11 protein-coding genes are annotated in these 16,397 nt (G+C 73.0%); 8 read left to right on the forward strand and 3 right to left on the reverse strand.

Annotated features, from left to right (window positions below; all coding sequences use genetic code 11):
• Nucleotides 1-13: 13 nt before the first annotated feature.
• A complete protein-coding gene (locus MED15_RS22710) occupies nucleotides 14-1,234 on the forward strand; it encodes a class I SAM-dependent RNA methyltransferase (RefSeq protein ID WP_112737003.1) in 1,221 nt (406 codons plus the stop codon).
• 115 nt (nucleotides 1,235-1,349) lie between these two features.
• Nucleotides 1,350-3,296, forward strand: coding sequence for a 1-deoxy-D-xylulose-5-phosphate synthase (dxs, locus tag MED15_RS22715; protein WP_112586758.1), 1,947 nt, complete (start codon nucleotides 1,350-1,352; stop codon nucleotides 3,294-3,296).
• Between the two features lie 98 nt (nucleotides 3,297-3,394).
• On the opposite strand, the gene MED15_RS22720 is transcribed toward dxs, so the two are convergent.
• Entirely contained in the window at nucleotides 3,395-4,588 is a 1,194-nt protein-coding gene (locus tag MED15_RS22720; protein WP_112736875.1) for a hypothetical protein, read from the reverse strand.
• A gap of 413 nt (nucleotides 4,589-5,001) precedes the next feature.
• Here MED15_RS22720 and MED15_RS22725 point away from each other — a divergent pair, with 413 nt between their 5' ends.
• Together MED15_RS22725 and MED15_RS22730 are read left to right on the forward strand one after the other, a co-directional pair.
• The gene (locus MED15_RS22725) at nucleotides 5,002-6,765 is read left to right on the forward strand and encodes a DUF6311 domain-containing protein (protein WP_244220560.1); all 1,764 of its coding nucleotides are present in this window, start codon (nucleotides 5,002-5,004) and stop codon (nucleotides 6,763-6,765) included.
• Entirely contained in the window at nucleotides 6,765-8,561 is a 1,797-nt protein-coding gene (locus MED15_RS22730) for a DUF6311 domain-containing protein (protein ID WP_112736879.1), read from the forward strand. Before MED15_RS22725 ends, MED15_RS22730 begins: the two co-directional genes overlap by 1 nt.
• Nucleotides 8,562-8,585: 24 nt before the next feature.
• On the opposite strand, the gene MED15_RS22735 is transcribed toward MED15_RS22730, so the two are convergent.
• Nucleotides 8,586-10,478 carry a DUF6311 domain-containing protein gene (locus tag MED15_RS22735; RefSeq protein WP_181518698.1) on the reverse strand — a complete coding sequence of 631 codons (1,893 nt, stop codon included), beginning with the start codon at nucleotides 10,476-10,478 and terminating at the stop codon, nucleotides 8,586-8,588.
• Nucleotides 10,479-10,588: 110 nt separating this feature from the next.
• Here MED15_RS22735 and MED15_RS22740 point away from each other — a divergent pair, with 110 nt between their 5' ends.
• Together MED15_RS22740 and MED15_RS22745 are read left to right on the forward strand one after the other, a co-directional pair.
• Nucleotides 10,589-11,887 carry an outer membrane protein assembly factor BamB family protein gene (locus tag MED15_RS22740; RefSeq protein WP_208646709.1) on the forward strand — a complete coding sequence of 433 codons (1,299 nt, stop codon included), beginning with the start codon at nucleotides 10,589-10,591 and terminating at the stop codon, nucleotides 11,885-11,887.
• Nucleotides 11,884-13,167: an outer membrane protein assembly factor BamB family protein gene (locus tag MED15_RS22745; RefSeq protein WP_146765923.1), complete on the forward strand. Its 1,284-nt coding sequence runs from the start codon at nucleotides 11,884-11,886 to the stop codon at nucleotides 13,165-13,167. Before MED15_RS22740 ends, MED15_RS22745 begins: the two co-directional genes overlap by 4 nt.
• On the opposite strand, the gene MED15_RS22750 is transcribed toward MED15_RS22745, so the two are convergent.
• Nucleotides 13,168-14,319: a peptidase C39 family protein gene (locus MED15_RS22750; RefSeq protein ID WP_112606023.1), complete on the reverse strand. Its 1,152-nt coding sequence runs from the start codon at nucleotides 14,317-14,319 to the stop codon at nucleotides 13,168-13,170.
• A gap of 141 nt (nucleotides 14,320-14,460) precedes the next feature.
• Here MED15_RS22750 and MED15_RS22755 point away from each other — a divergent pair, with 141 nt between their 5' ends.
• Together MED15_RS22755 and MED15_RS22760 are read left to right on the forward strand one after the other, a co-directional pair.
• Nucleotides 14,461-15,129 carry a response regulator transcription factor gene (locus tag MED15_RS22755; protein ID WP_112586810.1) on the forward strand — a complete coding sequence of 223 codons (669 nt, stop codon included), beginning with the start codon at nucleotides 14,461-14,463 and terminating at the stop codon, nucleotides 15,127-15,129.
• The gene (locus tag MED15_RS22760) at nucleotides 15,126-16,301 is read left to right on the forward strand and encodes a sensor histidine kinase (protein WP_112736881.1); all 1,176 of its coding nucleotides are present in this window, start codon (nucleotides 15,126-15,128) and stop codon (nucleotides 16,299-16,301) included. Before MED15_RS22755 ends, MED15_RS22760 begins: the two co-directional genes overlap by 4 nt.
• Nucleotides 16,302-16,397 lie beyond the last annotated feature (96 nt).

Raw genomic sequence — 16,397 nt, forward strand, 5'->3', positions numbered from 1 at the left:
GTTCGAGCGGGGGCTGGCCGAGACGGACCGGATCGAGCTGACCGTCGACGCTGTCGCCCCCGGCGGGCACTGTGTCGCCCGGGTGGAGGGGCAGGTGGTCTTCGTCCGGCACGCGCTGCCGGGCGAACGGGTCATCGCCGAGGTCACCGAGGTGCACCGGGGGTTCGTCCGGGCCGACGCGGTGACAGTGCTGGAGCCCTCACCGGACCGGGTCGAGCCGCCCTGCCCGTACGCGAAGCCGGGTGCCTGCGGGGGCTGCGACCTCCAGCACGTCGCACCGGCCGCGCAGCTGGCCTGGAAGACCGCCGTGGTCCGCGAGCAGCTGGTCCGCCTCGGTGGGCTGACCGACGTCGAGCTGGACCGGCTCGGCGTCCGGGTCGAGGCGTTGCCCGGTGGGCTGCTCGGCTGGCGCTCCCGGGTCCGTTACGCGGTCGACGCCGCCGACCGGGCCGGCCTGCTCAAGCACCGCTCGCACGAGGTGGTGCCGATCGACCGCTGCCGGATCGCCCACCCGGCCATCCAGCAGCTGCCGGTGCTCACCCCCACCGGTGCGCGCTGGCCGGCCGCCGAGGCCGTGGAGACCGTCGCCAGCACCGGCGGGGACGTGACCGTCACGGAGATCCGCGATGGGGTGCCCGCCCCGGTCAGTGGCCCGACCGAGGTCCGCGAGGTCGCCGCCGGACGGGACTGGACGCTGCCCGCGTCCGCGTTCTGGCAGGTGCACCCGGCCGCCGCAGACGCCCTCTCCACGGCGGTGCTGGAGCTGCTGGACCCGCAGCCGGGCGAGGTCGCCTGGGACCTCTACGGCGGCGCTGGGCTGTTCGCCGCCGGGCTGGCCGCACGGGTCGGCGCGACGGGCCGGGTGACGGTGGTCGAAGCGGCGGCGCAGGGTGTCGCCGCCGCCCGGGAGAACCTCGCCGACCTGCCCAGCGTCGAGGTGGTGTCGGCCCGGGTGGAGACCGCGCTGGCCCGCCGACGAATCACCGGCCCGGTCGACGTGGTGGTGCTCGACCCGCCGCGCTCCGGGGCCGGCGCCCCGGTGGTTCGCGCGCTGGCCGCCGCCGGCCCGCGGGCGGTCGCGTACGTGGCCTGTGACCCGGCCGCCTTCGCCCGGGACGTGCGTACCTTCGCCGAACTCGGTTGGCGGTTGGCGGCGCTCCGGGGCTTCGACCTCTTCCCGATGACGCAGCACGTCGAGCAGGTCGGGCTGCTGCTTCCCCCGGCCGCGCGGTAGAACACCCCGCGTCGGCGCCTGACCGGGTGCTCAGCTGCCCACTCCCCGCCCGGCCCAGCTGCGTGGGGCTCGGGCCGGGCTGCGGAGTACCGGGGGGCCGATAGACTCTCCGGTCATGAGCGTTGAAGAGGACACGGCCAACCACGGCCGGCTGCTGGGGACGGTTCGCGGTCCGCAGGACGTCAAGCGGATGTCCGGCGAGGAACTGGACGTCCTCGCCGCCGAGATCCGGGACTTCCTGATCACCAAGGTCTCCCGTACCGGCGGGCACGTCGGACCCAACCTCGGTGTGGTCGAGCTGACGCTCGCCATGCATCGCGTCTTCGACTCCCCCCGGGACCGGCTCCTGTTCGACACCGGCCACCAGGCGTACGTACACAAGATCCTTACCGGGCGTCAGGCCGGCTTCGACAAGCTCCGCCAGCGCGGTGGCCTCTCCGGCTACCCCAGCCAGGCGGAGAGCGAGCACGACCTCATCGAGAACTCGCACGCTTCCACCGCGCTGTCCTACGCCGATGGCCTCGCCAAGGCGTACGCCCTCCGGGGCGAGGCACGCAGCGTCGTGGCCGTGGTCGGTGACGGCGCGCTGACCGGCGGCATGTGCTGGGAGGCGCTGAACAACATCGCCACCGCCGGCAACTCCCTCGTGATCGTTGTCAACGACAACGGCCGGTCCTACTCGCCGACCATCGGCGGGCTGGCCGACCACCTCTCCTCGCTGCGGCTCAACCCCGGCTACGAGAAGGTCCTCGACACCGTCAAGGACGCCCTCGGCTCCACCCCGCTGGTCGGCAAGCCGATGTACGAGGTGCTGCACGCGGTCAAGAAGGGCATCAAGGACGCTGTCGCCCCGCAGGCCATGTTCGAGGACCTGGGCATCAAGTACGTGGGCCCGGTGGACGGACACGACGTGGGCGCGGTCGAGGCGGCGCTGCGCGCGGCCAAGAACTTCGGCGGCCCGGTCATCGTGCACGCCGTCACCCGCAAGGGCTACGGCTACCGTCCCGCCGAGGAGGACGAGGCGGACTGCCTGCACGGCCCCGGCAGCGCCTTCGACGTGGAGACCGGCGCGCTGCTGGCCGCCCCGTCGGTGAAGTGGACGCACGTCTTCGCCGACGAGCTGCTGGCCATCGCCGACGAGCGCCCGGACGTGGTGGGCATCACCGCCGCTATGGCCGAGCCGACCGGCATCGCCAAGCTGGCCCGCAAGTACCCCGAGCGGGTGTACGACGTGGGCATCGCCGAGCAGCACGCGGCCACCTCGGCGGCCGGGTTGGCGCTCGGTGGCCTGCACCCGGTGGTCGCGGTCTACGCCACCTTCCTCAACCGCGCCTTCGACCAGGTCCTGCTGGACGTGGCGATGCACAAGCTGCCGGTGACCTTCGTGCTGGACCGGGCGGGCATCACCGGCCCGGACGGGCCCAGCCACTACGGCATCTGGGACATGTCGGTCTTCGGGGTGGTGCCAGGGCTGCGGATCGCCGCTCCCCGCGACGCCGCCACCCTGCGGGAGGAGCTGCGCGAGGCGATGGCCGTCGACAACGGCCCGACCGTGGTGCGGTTCCCGACCGGTGCGGTCGCAGCGGACCTGCCGGCGCTGCGCCGGGTCGGCACGGTCGACGTGCTGGCCGAGTCCGCCCGTACCGACGTGCTGCTCGTCGCCGTCGGCTCCTTCGGCCAGTTGGGCATGGAGGTGGCCGCCCGGGTCGCCGAGCAGGGCTACGGGGTCACCGTCGTCGACCCGCGCTGGGTGCGTCCGGTCCCGGCGGAGCTGGTCGACCTGGCCGCCCGCCACCGGCTCGTGGTCAGCGTCGAGGACGGCGTGCGGGTCGGCGGGGTGGGCGACGCGCTCGCCCAGGCGATGCGTGACGCCGACGTCCGGGTTCCGCTGAAGGACCTGGGTGTGCCGGCCGACTGGCACCCGCACGGCACCCGCGCGCAGATCCTCGCCGACCTGGGCCTGACCGCTCAGGACGTGGCCCGCAACGTCACCGGTTGGATCTCCGGCCTGGATGCCACCCCGGACCGCCTCACCCCGAGCGACGCGGCCGCACAGAACTGACGAGACGAACAACGGCGGGCGTCCCTCGGGACGCCCGCCGTCGTGTGTCCATCCCCAATCCCGTCGCCCTGCCCCCGCCCTCGCGGGCGAGGGTGGGGCTAGCGGGGGGAGATTGAGCGGTAGTGGGTTTTGTCGGTGTTGGCGAGGCTGTAGGTCTGGGAGCGGGACGGGGTGGGGATGACCGCCAGGCCGGGGCGTTCGACCAGCAGGGGAGTGCCCGGCGGAACGGACAGGGAACTGTCCCGGGTGGCCCGCCAGCTCAGTACCACCAGCGGCTGACCGGGCACCGGCAGTTGGTACGCCTGCAACGGGGTGGCCCGGTCGGCGGGTGAGACGACGGGCGCGCTCCCGTCGGCCGGTCGATAGATCACCGCCGTCATCGCGCCGGCGTCGGTGTCCCAGCTGAGCTGCTGCAACTCGGCCGGCTCGCCGCCGCCGAGGGCGACTTCGCCCAGCGAGCGCACGGTGAGCTTCGCCATCGGCCAGGACGTCGGCACCGAGCGTGGGGCGTCCCGGTCCCCGATCCGGCGCGGGATGCTGCCGAAGGGGCCCCGATCGCCGGACAGCACGCAGGTGTCCAGGCCGGTGAGCGCCCGCCGGCCCGTGCCGGACTCGTCGCGGACCAACGGGTAGCGCGGGTCGACGGTGCCGGTGCCCAGGTCGAGCAACCGGTCGGCGGCCCGCCCGCGGGGGAGTGACTCAGTGGTTCGCAGGGTCGCGGTCACGCCGACGGCCGTGCAGGACGGCACATCGACCGGTGCGCTGAGACCGTCCGCGATGGTCAACGTCCGGTCCTTTGGCCCGAGGAGGCTCTGCACCCGGGCCGAAACCAGGTAACGCCGGCCACCGGCCGTCTGCACCGGCAGTACGTCGGAGTAGACGAGGTAGCCCGGATCGGTGTACTCGGTGGCGCGGGTCACCGCGTACCGGTCGCCCTCGCGCGTCAGTTGCAGCAGCCAGGACGCGCTTTCGCCGGGCACGTCGGCGGCCACCAGCGCCACCGGGGCGCCGTCGACCCGACCGGAGAAGAGGATGCCGGACGAGGGCAGGTGCGCGCGGTCGTCGGCCGGCGACCGCCAGCCCCGGACCGCCGCGGTGACCGCCGCCGTCGCTGCGGCGTCCCGGGAGAGGTCGCCGCGGGGCGGCCACACGGCGAGGGTGCCGTCCAGGCTGTCGTACCCGACCCGGAGGTCCTGCGGCTTGCGCTCGGCTACCGGACCGCAGGCCGTGCCGGCCAGCAGCGCGCTCAGCAGGACGGGAAGCGCCCTGCCGTACCGACGGCCTGGAGTCACCTGGCCCGCCCCCGATCGCCTCGCCGTCGCTGTCGGAAAGCGCCATAGTACGAGATGTCCGATGCGGCACCTCAGTTGGCCGGCATCCGAGCCACCACAATGGACACCACCGGGGGTTTAGGGCGTTTTGGTTGCTCCGGTAGACTCCGCCGACTGTGACGCCTGCCGAGTCCCGCGCCCTGCCCGCGCCGCACCCGGAGGCGGCAGCCGACTCCGCCGAGCTGGTGAACTACCGCACACCGGCCGGCCTCTTCGCCGGCCCGCCCGCGCTGGCCGCCCCCACCACAGCGCCGGCCGAGCCCGAAGCGCCGGCGGACCCCGAAACGCCGGCCGAGCCCGAAGCGCCGGCGGACCCCGAAACGCTGGCCGGGCCCGGAGCACCGGCCGAGTCCGAAACGCCGGCCGAGAGCGCGGTGCCGACGCGGGCGTGGTGGCGTCGGTGGACTCGGCGTCGGCAGCACCTGGCGGTGGGCGGGCTGTTCCTGCTCGCCGCACTCTGGGTGACCAGCCGGATCTGGTTGGACCCGTCCGGTCGGGTGGCCTCGCTCTACACCGGTGACCCGGCGCAGGTGCAGTTCTTCCTCGCCCACTCGGTACGCGTGGTGCTGCACGGCGAGTACCCGTTCTACACCGAGCAGTTCAACTATCCGGACGGCGTCAACCTGATGGCCAACACGGCCGTGCTGGCGCTGGGCATCCCGATGGTCCCGGTGACGCTGCTCTTCGGGCCGGCGGTCTCCTTCGTGGTGCTGGTCACGCTCGGTCTCGCCGGCACCGCCATGGCCTGGTACCTGATGCTCTCCCGCCACCTGGTGCGTACCCCGCTCGCGGCAGCGGTCGGCGGCTGGTTCTGCGGGTTCTCGCCCGCGATGCTCTCGCACGCCAGTTGGCACCCGAACATCATCAGCCAGTTCCTGCTGCCGTTCATCGTGTGGCGGGTGCTGGTCCTCACCCGCTCCGTAAAACCGGTTCGGGACGGGGCCCTGCTCGCCCTGCTGGTCACCGCGCAGGCGTTCATCAACGAGGAGATCCTGCTCTTCACGGCGCTGGCCTGCGGCGTCTTCCTGCTGGCGGTGCTGGCCCAGGAGCCGGCCCGGTGGCAGGCGGCGTGGCGACCCCTGGGCGTCGGCGTGGTGACCTGCGCGCTGCTGGCCGGGGCGCTGCTGGCGTACCCGCTCTACGTGCAGTTCGCCGGGCCGATGGCCTACCACGGGCTCAGCGACGCGGTGAAGGACTATGGCAACGACATCGCCGCCTTCTTCGCCCCGGGCTCGCCCACCCTCGGCGGCAACCAGCGGGCCAACATCAACCTGGCGCCGAACTACTCGGAGGAGAACGCCTTCTTCGGCTGGAGCCTGTCGATGCTGGCCATCGGCATCGTGGTCTGGCTGCGCCGGGAGTTGATCGTTCGGGCGCTCGCGGTGACCGGCGTGTTCTTCGCCGTGCTCTCCCTCGGCGAGCGGGTCTCCTGGTGGGACCGCGAGCTGATCACCGGGCCGTGGCAGTGGTTGGTCCACCTGCCGCTGCTGGACGCGGTGGTGCCGACCCGGTTCGGGCTCATCACCAGCGTGGTGATCGGCCTGCTGCTGGCGCTCGCCGTCGAGCGGGCCTGGGCGCTACGCCCGGCCGACCGCCGTACCGTCCACGTGCTCACCGCCGCGGGCCTGGCCTTCGCGCTGCTGCCGATCGCACCGATGCCGCTGCGGATGGTCTCCCGGCCGCCGGTGCCGGACTTCATCACTGCGGACCGGTGGCGGGCGTACGTCGGCCCGGACCAGACGCTGGTGCCGATCCCGGTGCCCAGCATGGGCAACACGCACGGCATGCGCTGGGCCGCGGCCACCAACCTCGACTTCAAGATCCCCGGCGGTTACTTCCTCGCGCCCCGCAACGGCAACACCGGTGACGCAGGCCGGTTCGGCGGTCGTCCCAGCGGGGTGGGTCAGATGCTGGAGGAGGTGGCGACCACCGGCCGTACGCCCAAGCTGGACGACCGGCAGCGTCGGCGCTTCGCCGACGAACTGCGGCACTGGCGGGCGGCGATCCTGGTGCTGCCCGTGCGGCAGCAGAACGCCGAGCCACTGCGACGTACGGTCGAGGAGCTGGTCGGCCCGGGCCGCCAGGAGTTGGATGTCTGGGTCTGGGACGTCCGGACGCTCACCGACCGTTCGGTCTGATGGCCACCGGGACGACGTCCCCGAACACCTCGTTGCCGGCGACGGGCGGCACGTCCCGTCCGGCCTGGCTGCGGGACGCGCTGGTGGTGGCCGGCTATCTGGGCCTCGCGGTGCTGGTGACCAGCGGGCAGTGGGGCCGCCCGTGGCAGCTGTTCCACCAGGCGGGTGACCAGATCCTCTTCGAGTGGATGCTGGCCCACGCGGCGCATGCCGTGGTGGAGGGGGAGAACCCGCTTTTCAGTACCGGGTTGAACGCGCCCGACGGGGTCAACCTGATGGCGAACACCTCGGTGCTCGGCCTGGGTGTCCCGCTCACCCCGGTCACCCTGCTCTTCGGCTCGCAGGTGGCGTTCTGCGTAGCGGTCGTCTGCTGCCTCGCCGGGACCGCCGTCGCCTGGTACGTGCTGCTGCGTCGCCGGCTGGTCGGCGCCCGGGCCCCGGCCGCGGTGGGTGGGCTGATCTGTGGCTTCGCCCCGGGCATGATCGCTCAGGCGGGCGCGCACCTCCACATCGCCGCCCAGTTCCTGGTGCCCGCGATCCTCGCCCTGGTGTTCCGCCCCGCCTCGGAGACGACGCGACACGGCGTGTGGCGGCCCGGCGTCGGCCTGGGGCTGCTGCTCGTCTGGCAGGTCTTCATCGGCGAGGAGGTGCTGGTCTTCCTGGTGCTCGCGGCCGGCGTCTTCGCGCTGGGTTACGCGCTCGCCGACCGGGTGGCCGCACGGCGGCTGGCGCCGGCCCTCTTCGGCCGACTCGCGGTGGCGGCCGGCGTGGCGGCGGTGCCGCTGGCGTACCCGCTGTGGTTCCAGTTCCACGGCCCGCAGCACTACTCCGGGATGGCGTTCGCCACGCAGGGCTTCCAACTGGACGTCGCCTCGTTCACCGCGTCGGCCCGGCAGACGGTGCTGGGTGACGACTGGCTGCCGGGGTTGCTCTCGCCGAATCCGACCGAGGAGAACTCGTTCTTCGGCCCGGGCCTGCTGGTGCTCGCCGTGGTGATCGTGATCTGGCAGTGGCGACGACCGCTGGTCCGGGCACTGGCCGCCTGCGGCGTGGTCTTCGCCCTGCTCTCGCTCGGCGACGACCTGCGGGTGGACGGTGAGGCCACCGGCATTCCGGGGCCGTACCGGCTGGTCAGCGGGCTGCCGTTGCTCGATCTCGCGGTGCCGGCCCGGTTCGCGCTGGTCTGCGTACCGGTGCTGGGTGTGCTGGTGGCCCTGTCCCTGGACCGGGTCCGGGCCGCGCGCGGGCCGAACGTGGCGCCGGGCCTACCGGTGCGGCTGCTGTGGGCCGGCGCGGTCGCCGCCGCGTTGCTGCCCCTGATTCCGACGCCGATCCGCGTGGTGCCGGTCGCGCCGGTGCCGGCGTTTCTCGCCACCGGTGGCTGGCGTCCGCTGGTGCCGCCGGGCCGGACGGTGGTCGCGGTGCCCCCGGTCACCGGTGCCGGGCGCAGCCCGGTGATGCTCTGGTCCGCCCGTACCGCTCTGGGGTTCGCCGCGCCGGGCGGCTACTTCATCGGCCCCAGCGGCCCGGACGACCCGGCGGCCCGCTGGGGCGCGCCGGACCGGCCCACGTCGGTGCTGCTGCGGCAGGTGGCCGAGACCGGCGCGGTGCCGGTGCTCACCGACGCCGACCGCCGCCAGGCCGTCGAGGACCTGCGGCACTGGCGTGCCGCGGTGGTCGTACTCGGGCACCTGGAGCACGGTGACCCGGTCCGCCGAACGGTCGACGACCTGCTCGGCCCGGGCCGACCGGTCGACGGCGGATGGTTGTGGGACGTCCGGGACCGGGTCGGCTGAGCCGACCGGTGGCGCGGTGCTCGACTAACCCACCAGGGCGCGCACGTCCCACACCCAGACGTCGTCGACCCGCTGCGGTGGCCCGAGCAGGGCGGTGACCAGCTCACGGAGCACCGCCTCGCGGGGGTGCGCCCCGAGCACCACCACCGACGCCCGCCAGAACCGCAGGTCCTCGACAATTTGGCGGCGGTTCTCGTCGGTCAGCGCCGGAACGGTGCCGCTGTCCATGGTGGAGTAGATGAGGGAGCTGGTCGGTCGGTTCGGCGCACCGAAGACCCCCTCACCCAGCTCGTTCGGGCCGATGAAGTAGCCGCCCGGAACGGGGAACTCCTGCCCGGTCAGCGCACTCCACCGCAGCGTCGGCAGACCGTGCACGTTGCTCGGGATCGGCACCGGCACCAGGGTTCGACCCGCCGGCACGTACGGCCGCCAGCCGCCCGCGGTGATGAAGTGCGGCGGTGGGTCGATCTGCTGGGCGGGCAGTGGGCGGGGGAAGAGCGGCAGCACGGCGAGGGCGACCGCCGCGTACCCCACCGGGCGCAGCCACCGACGGCGCGACGCGACCGGGCCGGCGGGCTTGGCGGGCTCGGGGGACACAGCCGGGGCCCCTTCGGCGGAGCGCTGGGCCGGCACCCGCGGCCGGTCGGCCGCCGGGCGCCCCTGGCGGTGCGCGGCGTCCCAGGTCAACGCGAGCAGTACGCCCACCGCGGCGGCGACCACCAGCGTCAACCGGGTCGGCATCATCATCTCGACCAGCGGCAGGTCGTCCGACACGTACGACCAAGGGCCGCGCACACCGGTCTCCACACCGTTGAAGCGCACCCACGGCCCGATCGCGGCCACGCTGAACACCACGATGAGCACCGCGGCGATCCGGGCGGCCAGCGAGCGGCGTACGAGCAGCACCAGAGCCACCACCGAGAGCAGCACCAGCGGCCAACCGAACCAGGTGTTCTGCTCGGTCAGACCGATCGTCTTCTCCACGGCCGGGTCACCGGCCCAGGTGTCCCGGGCGAAGGTGACGAAGGCGACCAGGTCCTCGCCCCAGTTGTGGAAGACGCCGCCCTGCAGGCCCCGGTAGGACTGCGGGCCGTTGAACTGGAACCAGATCGGGTACGCGGTGAGCACAAGGGCCAGCCCGCCGGCGACGCCGAGCCCGGCCAGGAACGTGCCGGCGGCGGCCCGGGTGGCCCGAGGCCGCTGCACGGCGTACGCCAGCACGATGACCAGGCAGGCCAGCGCGGTGAGCAGCAGCATCTCCTCGTTGATGAAGATCTGGTACGCCACCAGCGCACCGAGCACGAGCCCGTTGCGGCGCCACCGGCCCGGCTCACCCAGGGTCAGCACCCGCACCACGATCAGCGGGAGCAGGAAGTTGGAAACGAAGTTCGGTTGGCCGTTGGCGTGGTGGATGATTCCCGGCGCGAAGCCGAGGAACGCGCCGCCGACGAACGCCGCCGCACGGGAGCGCACCAGGTGGCGGGAGAGCATCCAGTAGCCGGTGCCGGCGGTAGCCGCCAGCGCCGCGCCCAGGTAGAGCGCGTACATCACCTGAGGGCCGAGCAGCATCGTCAGCGGAGCCAGCGGCAGGGTCACCCCGAGCAGCGAGGTGTTGGCCATCATGTTCACCCCGTCCGGGGCGTTCTGACGGGCCGTGAACAGCGGGTTCTCCAGGTGCCGCACCGAGTACTCGCCGTGCGCGAACAGCCACTCGAACCAACTGTGATCGGTGGGCAGGTGCGAGGAGACCCGGCCGTTGACGTCACCCCAGTAGTTGAGGCAGACGAACACGCCCAGCAGCACATAGGCTCCGAGGGCCAACAGGTCGGCTCGGGCCGGACGGCGTCGAGGCCGTCGTGTCGACTCGGCCTCGGCCGGGTCGACGTCGGTCACGGGATTCAGCGAAGGGTCTACCACCGGCACAGCCACGACGCGCCATCGTACAGGCGGGGTTCCGTCACTTTTGCCGGGCCGGTGCGCTGACGGTCGGTTTGCCGGGCGGGTCACCCGTCGGCCAGCCTTACCTGGTGACGGAAGGACGGTCCTTGTCGATCATCGAGCTGGGCGAGATCCGGGAAGAGGCCGCGTCGGCACCTCCGGTTCGCCGCCCGCGCGCCGCCGGTCGCCCGCTGCGCAGCGCGACTGTGCTGTTGCTCAGCCTGGTGGTGCTGGCCGGTGCCGCGCCACCAACGCAGCGAACGGTGAGCGTGGTGCCGGCCTCGCGGACGGCCACCGCGTACCTGGCCGGAGACGGCGTCTTCGTTGTCGATCCGCCGACACCCGACGGGGACCGGTACCTGACCGCGTACGCCCAGCCGGCACCGACCGGCGCTGGGGTGCGGCGGCGGTGGCAGGCGCCGCTGGCCCGCACCGGTAACTACCTCGACGTCCGGGTCGAACGGGGCCTGGTGCTGGCGTTGGCGGTCAACGCCCCCAACCGGCTGTTCCAGACCACCGCCTTCGACACCGCGACGGGCCGGCAACGCTGGCAGCATCCCGGTGCTCCCCAGCCGACCCCCGGCGGTGGCCTGCTGGTGACCAATGGCCGCGAGGACGGGTCGGGCGCGATGAGCGGGGTTGAGCCCGACACCGGCCTGGTGCTCTGGTCGGTGCCGCTTCCGCCGGCCGCCAGCCCCACCTACCACCTCACTCCCGAGGGGCAGGTCGACCGGTTCGTGCTCCTGCAACCGACCGGTGAGGTGCAGGTGTACGACGCCGGCACCGGCCAGCTGCTGCGCAGCATCGACACGCTGCCCGGTGACCGGTCGGCGTACCAGCGGGTGCAGATCGTCGACGACCTGCTGCTGCTCGTCCCGCCGGGCAGCACCCGGCTGGTGAGCTTCGGGCTGTCCGAGTTGGAGCCACTGTGGACGGCGGAGGTGACGCTGGTGTCGCATGTGCTCGAATGCGGTGGTCTGCTCTGCGCGGTACCGCAGACCGGCGGCGTCCAGGTGCTCGACCCGGCCACCGGATCGGTGCGGTGGTCGGAACCGGGCCAGGACGTCCTGGCGGACGTCCGGTACGGTCGGCTACTGATGGCCAGGCCCGGCCAGGGGTACGCGGTGCGGGACGCGGCCACCGGGCAGGTACGGACCGAACTGGGCGCGTGGAGTCTGATGCCGGTGCTGCGGCCGGACGATCCGCTGGTCGGTGTGCGGCGGGGTGACGACGGTCGGATGGTCGTCGCCGAACTGGACCTGGTGGCCGGCCGAACGCGGATCGTCGACGTGCTGCCGGGCATCGCGGGCAGTTGCCAGGCGTCCCTGCCGGTCCTGCTCTGCCAGCGCCTCGACGGCACGACCGCTCTGTGGAGGTTGACGCGGTGACCGACTCGGTGATCGACCTCGGCGAGCTGCGGGACGACAGGAACCCGGAGTCGATGCCCCGCCCACCTCGCGCCCACGGCCGCCCGCTGCGTTGCGCGCTGGTCGTGGTGCTCGCGCTGGTCACGCTCGCCGCCTCCGCCGTCGCATCGCCCCGCCCGGCCCCCGTGACGCTGCCGGGCCGACCCGGGTCCGACGTCATGATCGATGGTGACCTCCTCCTGGTCATGGAGCCGGCCAGCACCGACATGCGGCAGGCGCGGCTGGCCGCGTACCGGCTGCCCGACGGCGAGCCCGTCTGGCAGGCGCCGCTGCCGGCGCAGGCCCGGTACTGGGGGATGATTCCGCTGGCCGGGATGCTGTTGGCCACCGGGTACGAGATCGGCCCGGAGGGTCGGGACACACTCACCGTCGCACTGGACCGGGCGACCGGGGCGTACCGGTGGCAGCAGCCGGGCACCGTCTCCAAGCTGACCGACGGCAACCTGCTGCTGCGCAGCGGCGGCGAGACCGTACCGTCCAGTCTGCGCGCTGTGGATCCGTGCTGCGGCACCGTGCGCTGGCAGCTCTCCGGCCTGAGCCCCGACATGAGGGTGCGGGACACCGGGCTCGGGGTGGACCGGGTGGTGCTCAACCAGTTGGACGGGCCGGTCGAGGTACGCGACGCGATCACGGGCGCGGTGCTGGCCCGCGCCGACCTGCGCCCACCCGACGGCGGTCGGATCGGACTGGACCTGACCAAGGACCTGCTGCTGTCCATAGACAGAGGCTCGGGCACTGTCACCGCGTACGAGCTGGACCAGCTCAAGCCCCGCTGGACCCGCGCCAGGGTGCACATCGACTTCGCGCTGGACTGTGGCCCCGTCCTGTGTCTGCGCACCGGCAACAACGAACTGCAGGCGCTCGACCCGGCAACCGGCGAGGTGCGCTGGCGCAGCAGCCAGTGGGGGTGGGCCTGGCCAAGCGGCGACCGGCTGATGGCCAACCTCAGCGGCGTCGGTCCGTCGGAGCAGTACGTCGTGCTCGATGCGCTGACCGGCAAGCAACTGGCCGACCTGGGCCGGTGGGAGCTGTACCAACTCGGTGTCGGCGGCCGGCTGGTCGGCATACGCCGGCATCCCGACGGAGGGGTGCTCGTCGGCGAGCTGGACATCGCCGCCGGAAAGGTGCACATCGTGGACGTGCTGCCCGATGTCACCGGGGGGTGTCAGGCGGTCACCGGCTACCTGGTGTGCATTGCCACCACAACCGGCTCGTACCAGCTCTGGAAACTCAGGGACTGATCACCAGTTCGCCTGGGTGGGCGGCGGGGGCAGCGGCACCGACGCGGGTCGCAGCACGTACGCCACCCCGCCGCTGCCGCGCTGCCAGACCGCCTCGAACCCGTGCCGGGGCACTGTGCGACGGACCGCGTCGTCGTCCGGGGCGTACGGGTCGTTGAGCACGGGGTCGCCGTCGGCGGTGAAGCCGACCAGCACCATCAGGTGCCCTCCGGTGTCGTACCCGAGCCCCGGCACCTCGTCGGCCCGGAACGCGGCGGAGACGATCAGGGGGATGCCGGCGGCGACGAACGCCTCCGCCTCGACCAGCGACCGCAGTCGGGTGACGAACGCGTCCACCCCGTGCAGACCGGCGTACGCGGTGTTGAACGGCCAGTTGCCGGCCCCGGCGTACGCGTGGTCGTAGCAGTGCCGGGCGGCGTGCACCACCACCGGACGCGGGCCGGACGGCTCCACCCAGGCGTAGCGGTCCGGCGTCGGCTCGGCGCCCCAGTAGGCGAGCACCATCGAGGTGCAGGTGGGGCTGCACCAGGAGTCCCCGCCACCACCCCACTGCGGGTACTGGCCGGCGTGCAGCCGCTGCGAGTAGCGGGGCACGTCCAGCACCCGACCCCAGGCGGCGGACGGGACGGGCTTCCCCGCGTACCAGTGGTCGGCCGTCGTGGGGCCGGTGGCGACCGCGCCGACGCTGCGCAGCACCGGGCCGGTCGGGCTGCCGGCGGGCCGGCACAAGGTCACCCGCGCCTGCCAACCGGTGACCGTCGCTCCGGTCACGATCAGGGTGTCGGTGTCGACCCGGGCGGCACTGTCGCGCTGTCCGGGCAGCGAGGTGCGCCGTACCGTGTGGTCGCCGGCGGCCCAGCGGGCCAGCCGGTACCAGTCGGTGCGGGGCGCGTCGTCGTGCCAACCGCGCAGGTCGACCTCGATCCAGCAGCCGTCCGGGGTGTCGGCCGTCCAGGACGGCACCACCTCGGCGACGGCGAAGCCGACAGGTACCGGCGGCGACGTCCAGGTGCCCCGTTCGGCGACGCCGTCGAGGGCGAGCCCTCGGCCGCTGGCGAGCAGGCCGTCGCCGCTGCCGCTGGTGGTGTCGGCCGGCAGGTGGAAACCCCGGTAGGCGATGTCGCGCCGGGTGGGTGGTGCCGCAGTGGTCATGCCAGTCCGTCCGTCGTTCGGTGCCGCCGGCCAGCATCGCGTACGCCGCGGTGGCCCGCAACGCCGGCCGGCGCGGACGGCGAGGGACGATGGTTGCCGGCCGGCACTAGGTTGTCGGTGGTCAGCAGCGAGGAGGCCGGGATGCGGGTACTGGTGGTCGAGGACGAGCGCAACCTCGCCGACGCGATCGCACGGGGGTTGCGTAAGCGGGGGATGGCTGTCGACGTGGCGTACGACGGCGACGCCGGCCATGAGGCGGCGTTCGTCACCCGGTACGACGTGGTGGTGCTCGACCGCGACCTGCCGGGTGTGCACGGTGACCAGATCTGCGCCGACCTGGCGGCCTCCGGCGCGTTGACCCGGGTGCTGATGCTCACCGCCAGCGGCACTGTCGCCGACCGGGTGGAGGGGTTGCAGCTCGGCGCGGACGACTACCTGCCCAAACCGTTCGCCTTCGACGAGTTGGTCGCCCGGGTGCAGGCGCTGGGCCGGCGGGCCACCCCGGCCGCGCCTCCGGTGCTCGAACTGGCCGACCTGGTGCTCGACCCGGCCCGCCGGGTGGCCACCCGAGCCGGGGTGCCGGTGGACCTCACGAACAAGGAGTTCGGGGTGCTCTGCGAGCTACTCAAGGCGCGTGGCGCGGTGGTTTCCAGTGAGGAGCTGCTGGAACGGGTCTGGGACGCGAACACCGACCCGTTCACCACCATCGTCCGGGTCACCGTGATGACGCTGCGCAAGAAGCTCGGTGACCCGCCGTTGATCGAGACGGTGGTCGGGGCGGGCTACCGCACCGCCGAGGTAGGCGCATGAGCCGCCGGTTGCGACCCACCCTGCGGCTGCGGCTGACAGTGCTCAACGGGGTGCTGCTGATCGGGGCCGGAGCGATCCTGGTGTTGCTGGCCTGGCTGCTGGTCCGCGACGCGTTGCGCCCCACCGACGAGTTGGTGCCCGGCACGATCGTGCTGCTCTCCGACGGCCGGCAGATGGACGCCGCCGAGTGGCAGCGACAGTTGGTCGACGCCGCCTCCGGGGAGCTGCTGGCCAAGGGCCTGGTCGCGCTGCTGGCGATCAGCGTGGTCGGTGTGGCCGGCGCGTACGCGGTGGCCGGTCGGGCGCTGCGCCCACTGCACCAGGTCACGGCGACCGCCCAGCGGCTCGGTGAGGCGACCCTGGACCAGCGGATCGGTTACTCGGGTGCCGACGACGAGGTGGCCGAGTTGGCCAAGACGTTCGACGCCATGCTGGACCGGATCGCGTCCGCGTTCGAGGCCCAGAAGCGTTTCGTGGCGAACGCCTCGCACGAGCTGCGTACCCCGCTCGCCGTGATGCGGACGGAGATCGACGTGACGCTCAGCGACGATGACGCGGACACCGCCGAGTACCGCCGGATGGCGACAGTGGTTCGCGACGCCTCCGAGCGGGCCAACGGCCTGGTGGACGCGCTGCTGGTGCTGGCCCGTAGCGAGGCGCAGGCCGGGCGGCAGCTGGGCCGGCGTACCGAGTGTGACCTCGCCGCGGGCACCGCCAACGCACTGTCGGCGATGCGCCGCGAGGTGGAACGGATCGGCCTGCGGGTGCAGACGTCCCTGGAGTCCGCGCCGGTCGTCGGTGACCCGGGGCTGCTCGACCGGCTGGCCGGAAACCTGATCGAGAACGCGGTTCGCTACAACCACCTGCACGGTCGGCTCTGGGTGCGTACCGGCACCGACGGTGAACGATCCTGGCTGGTGGTGGGGAACACCGGTTTCGAGGTGGACCAGGCCGACGTGCCAGGGCTGTTCGAGCCGTTCCGCCGTGGTGGCCGGGAACGCACCGGAGCCCGTGGCTCCGGCCTGGGGCTGTCCATCGTCCGGGCGGTCTGCACCGCGCACGGCGGCACCGTACGGGTGGTCGCGCAGCCCGGCGGTGGCCTGGAGGTGACGGTCACCCTGCCGTCGTCGGATGCTCCGGCCGTGCCCGGAACGGTTCCCGCCGCCGGCTGACCGGGGTTGCGCGCCCCGCTCGGCCAATGGCAAGATCGCCGGGTCAGCTCGGAGAGTGAAGGGGGGTGCGTTGATGTCCATCAGTCAAGGCTCCGC

This window comes from Micromonospora noduli (genome assembly GCF_003264475.1).
In the GTDB taxonomy this organism is placed as follows: Bacteria; Actinomycetota; Actinomycetes; order Mycobacteriales; family Micromonosporaceae; genus Micromonospora; species Micromonospora noduli.

Excerpts from the sequence above, each read along its gene's own strand:
- dxs (WP_112586758.1), top strand. The coding sequence starts at position 1,350 with ATGAGCGTTGAAGAGGACACGGCCAACCACGGCCGGCTGCTGGGGACG.
- MED15_RS22730 (WP_112736879.1), top strand. The coding sequence starts at position 6,765 with ATGGCCACCGGGACGACGTCCCCGAACACCTCGTTGCCGGCGACGGGC.
- MED15_RS22750 (WP_112606023.1), bottom strand. The coding sequence starts at position 14,319 with ATGACCACTGCGGCACCACCCACCCGGCGCGACATCGCCTACCGGGGT.
- MED15_RS22755 (WP_112586810.1), top strand. The coding sequence starts at position 14,461 with ATGCGGGTACTGGTGGTCGAGGACGAGCGCAACCTCGCCGACGCGATC.
- MED15_RS22760 (WP_112736881.1), top strand. The coding sequence starts at position 15,126 with ATGAGCCGCCGGTTGCGACCCACCCTGCGGCTGCGGCTGACAGTGCTC.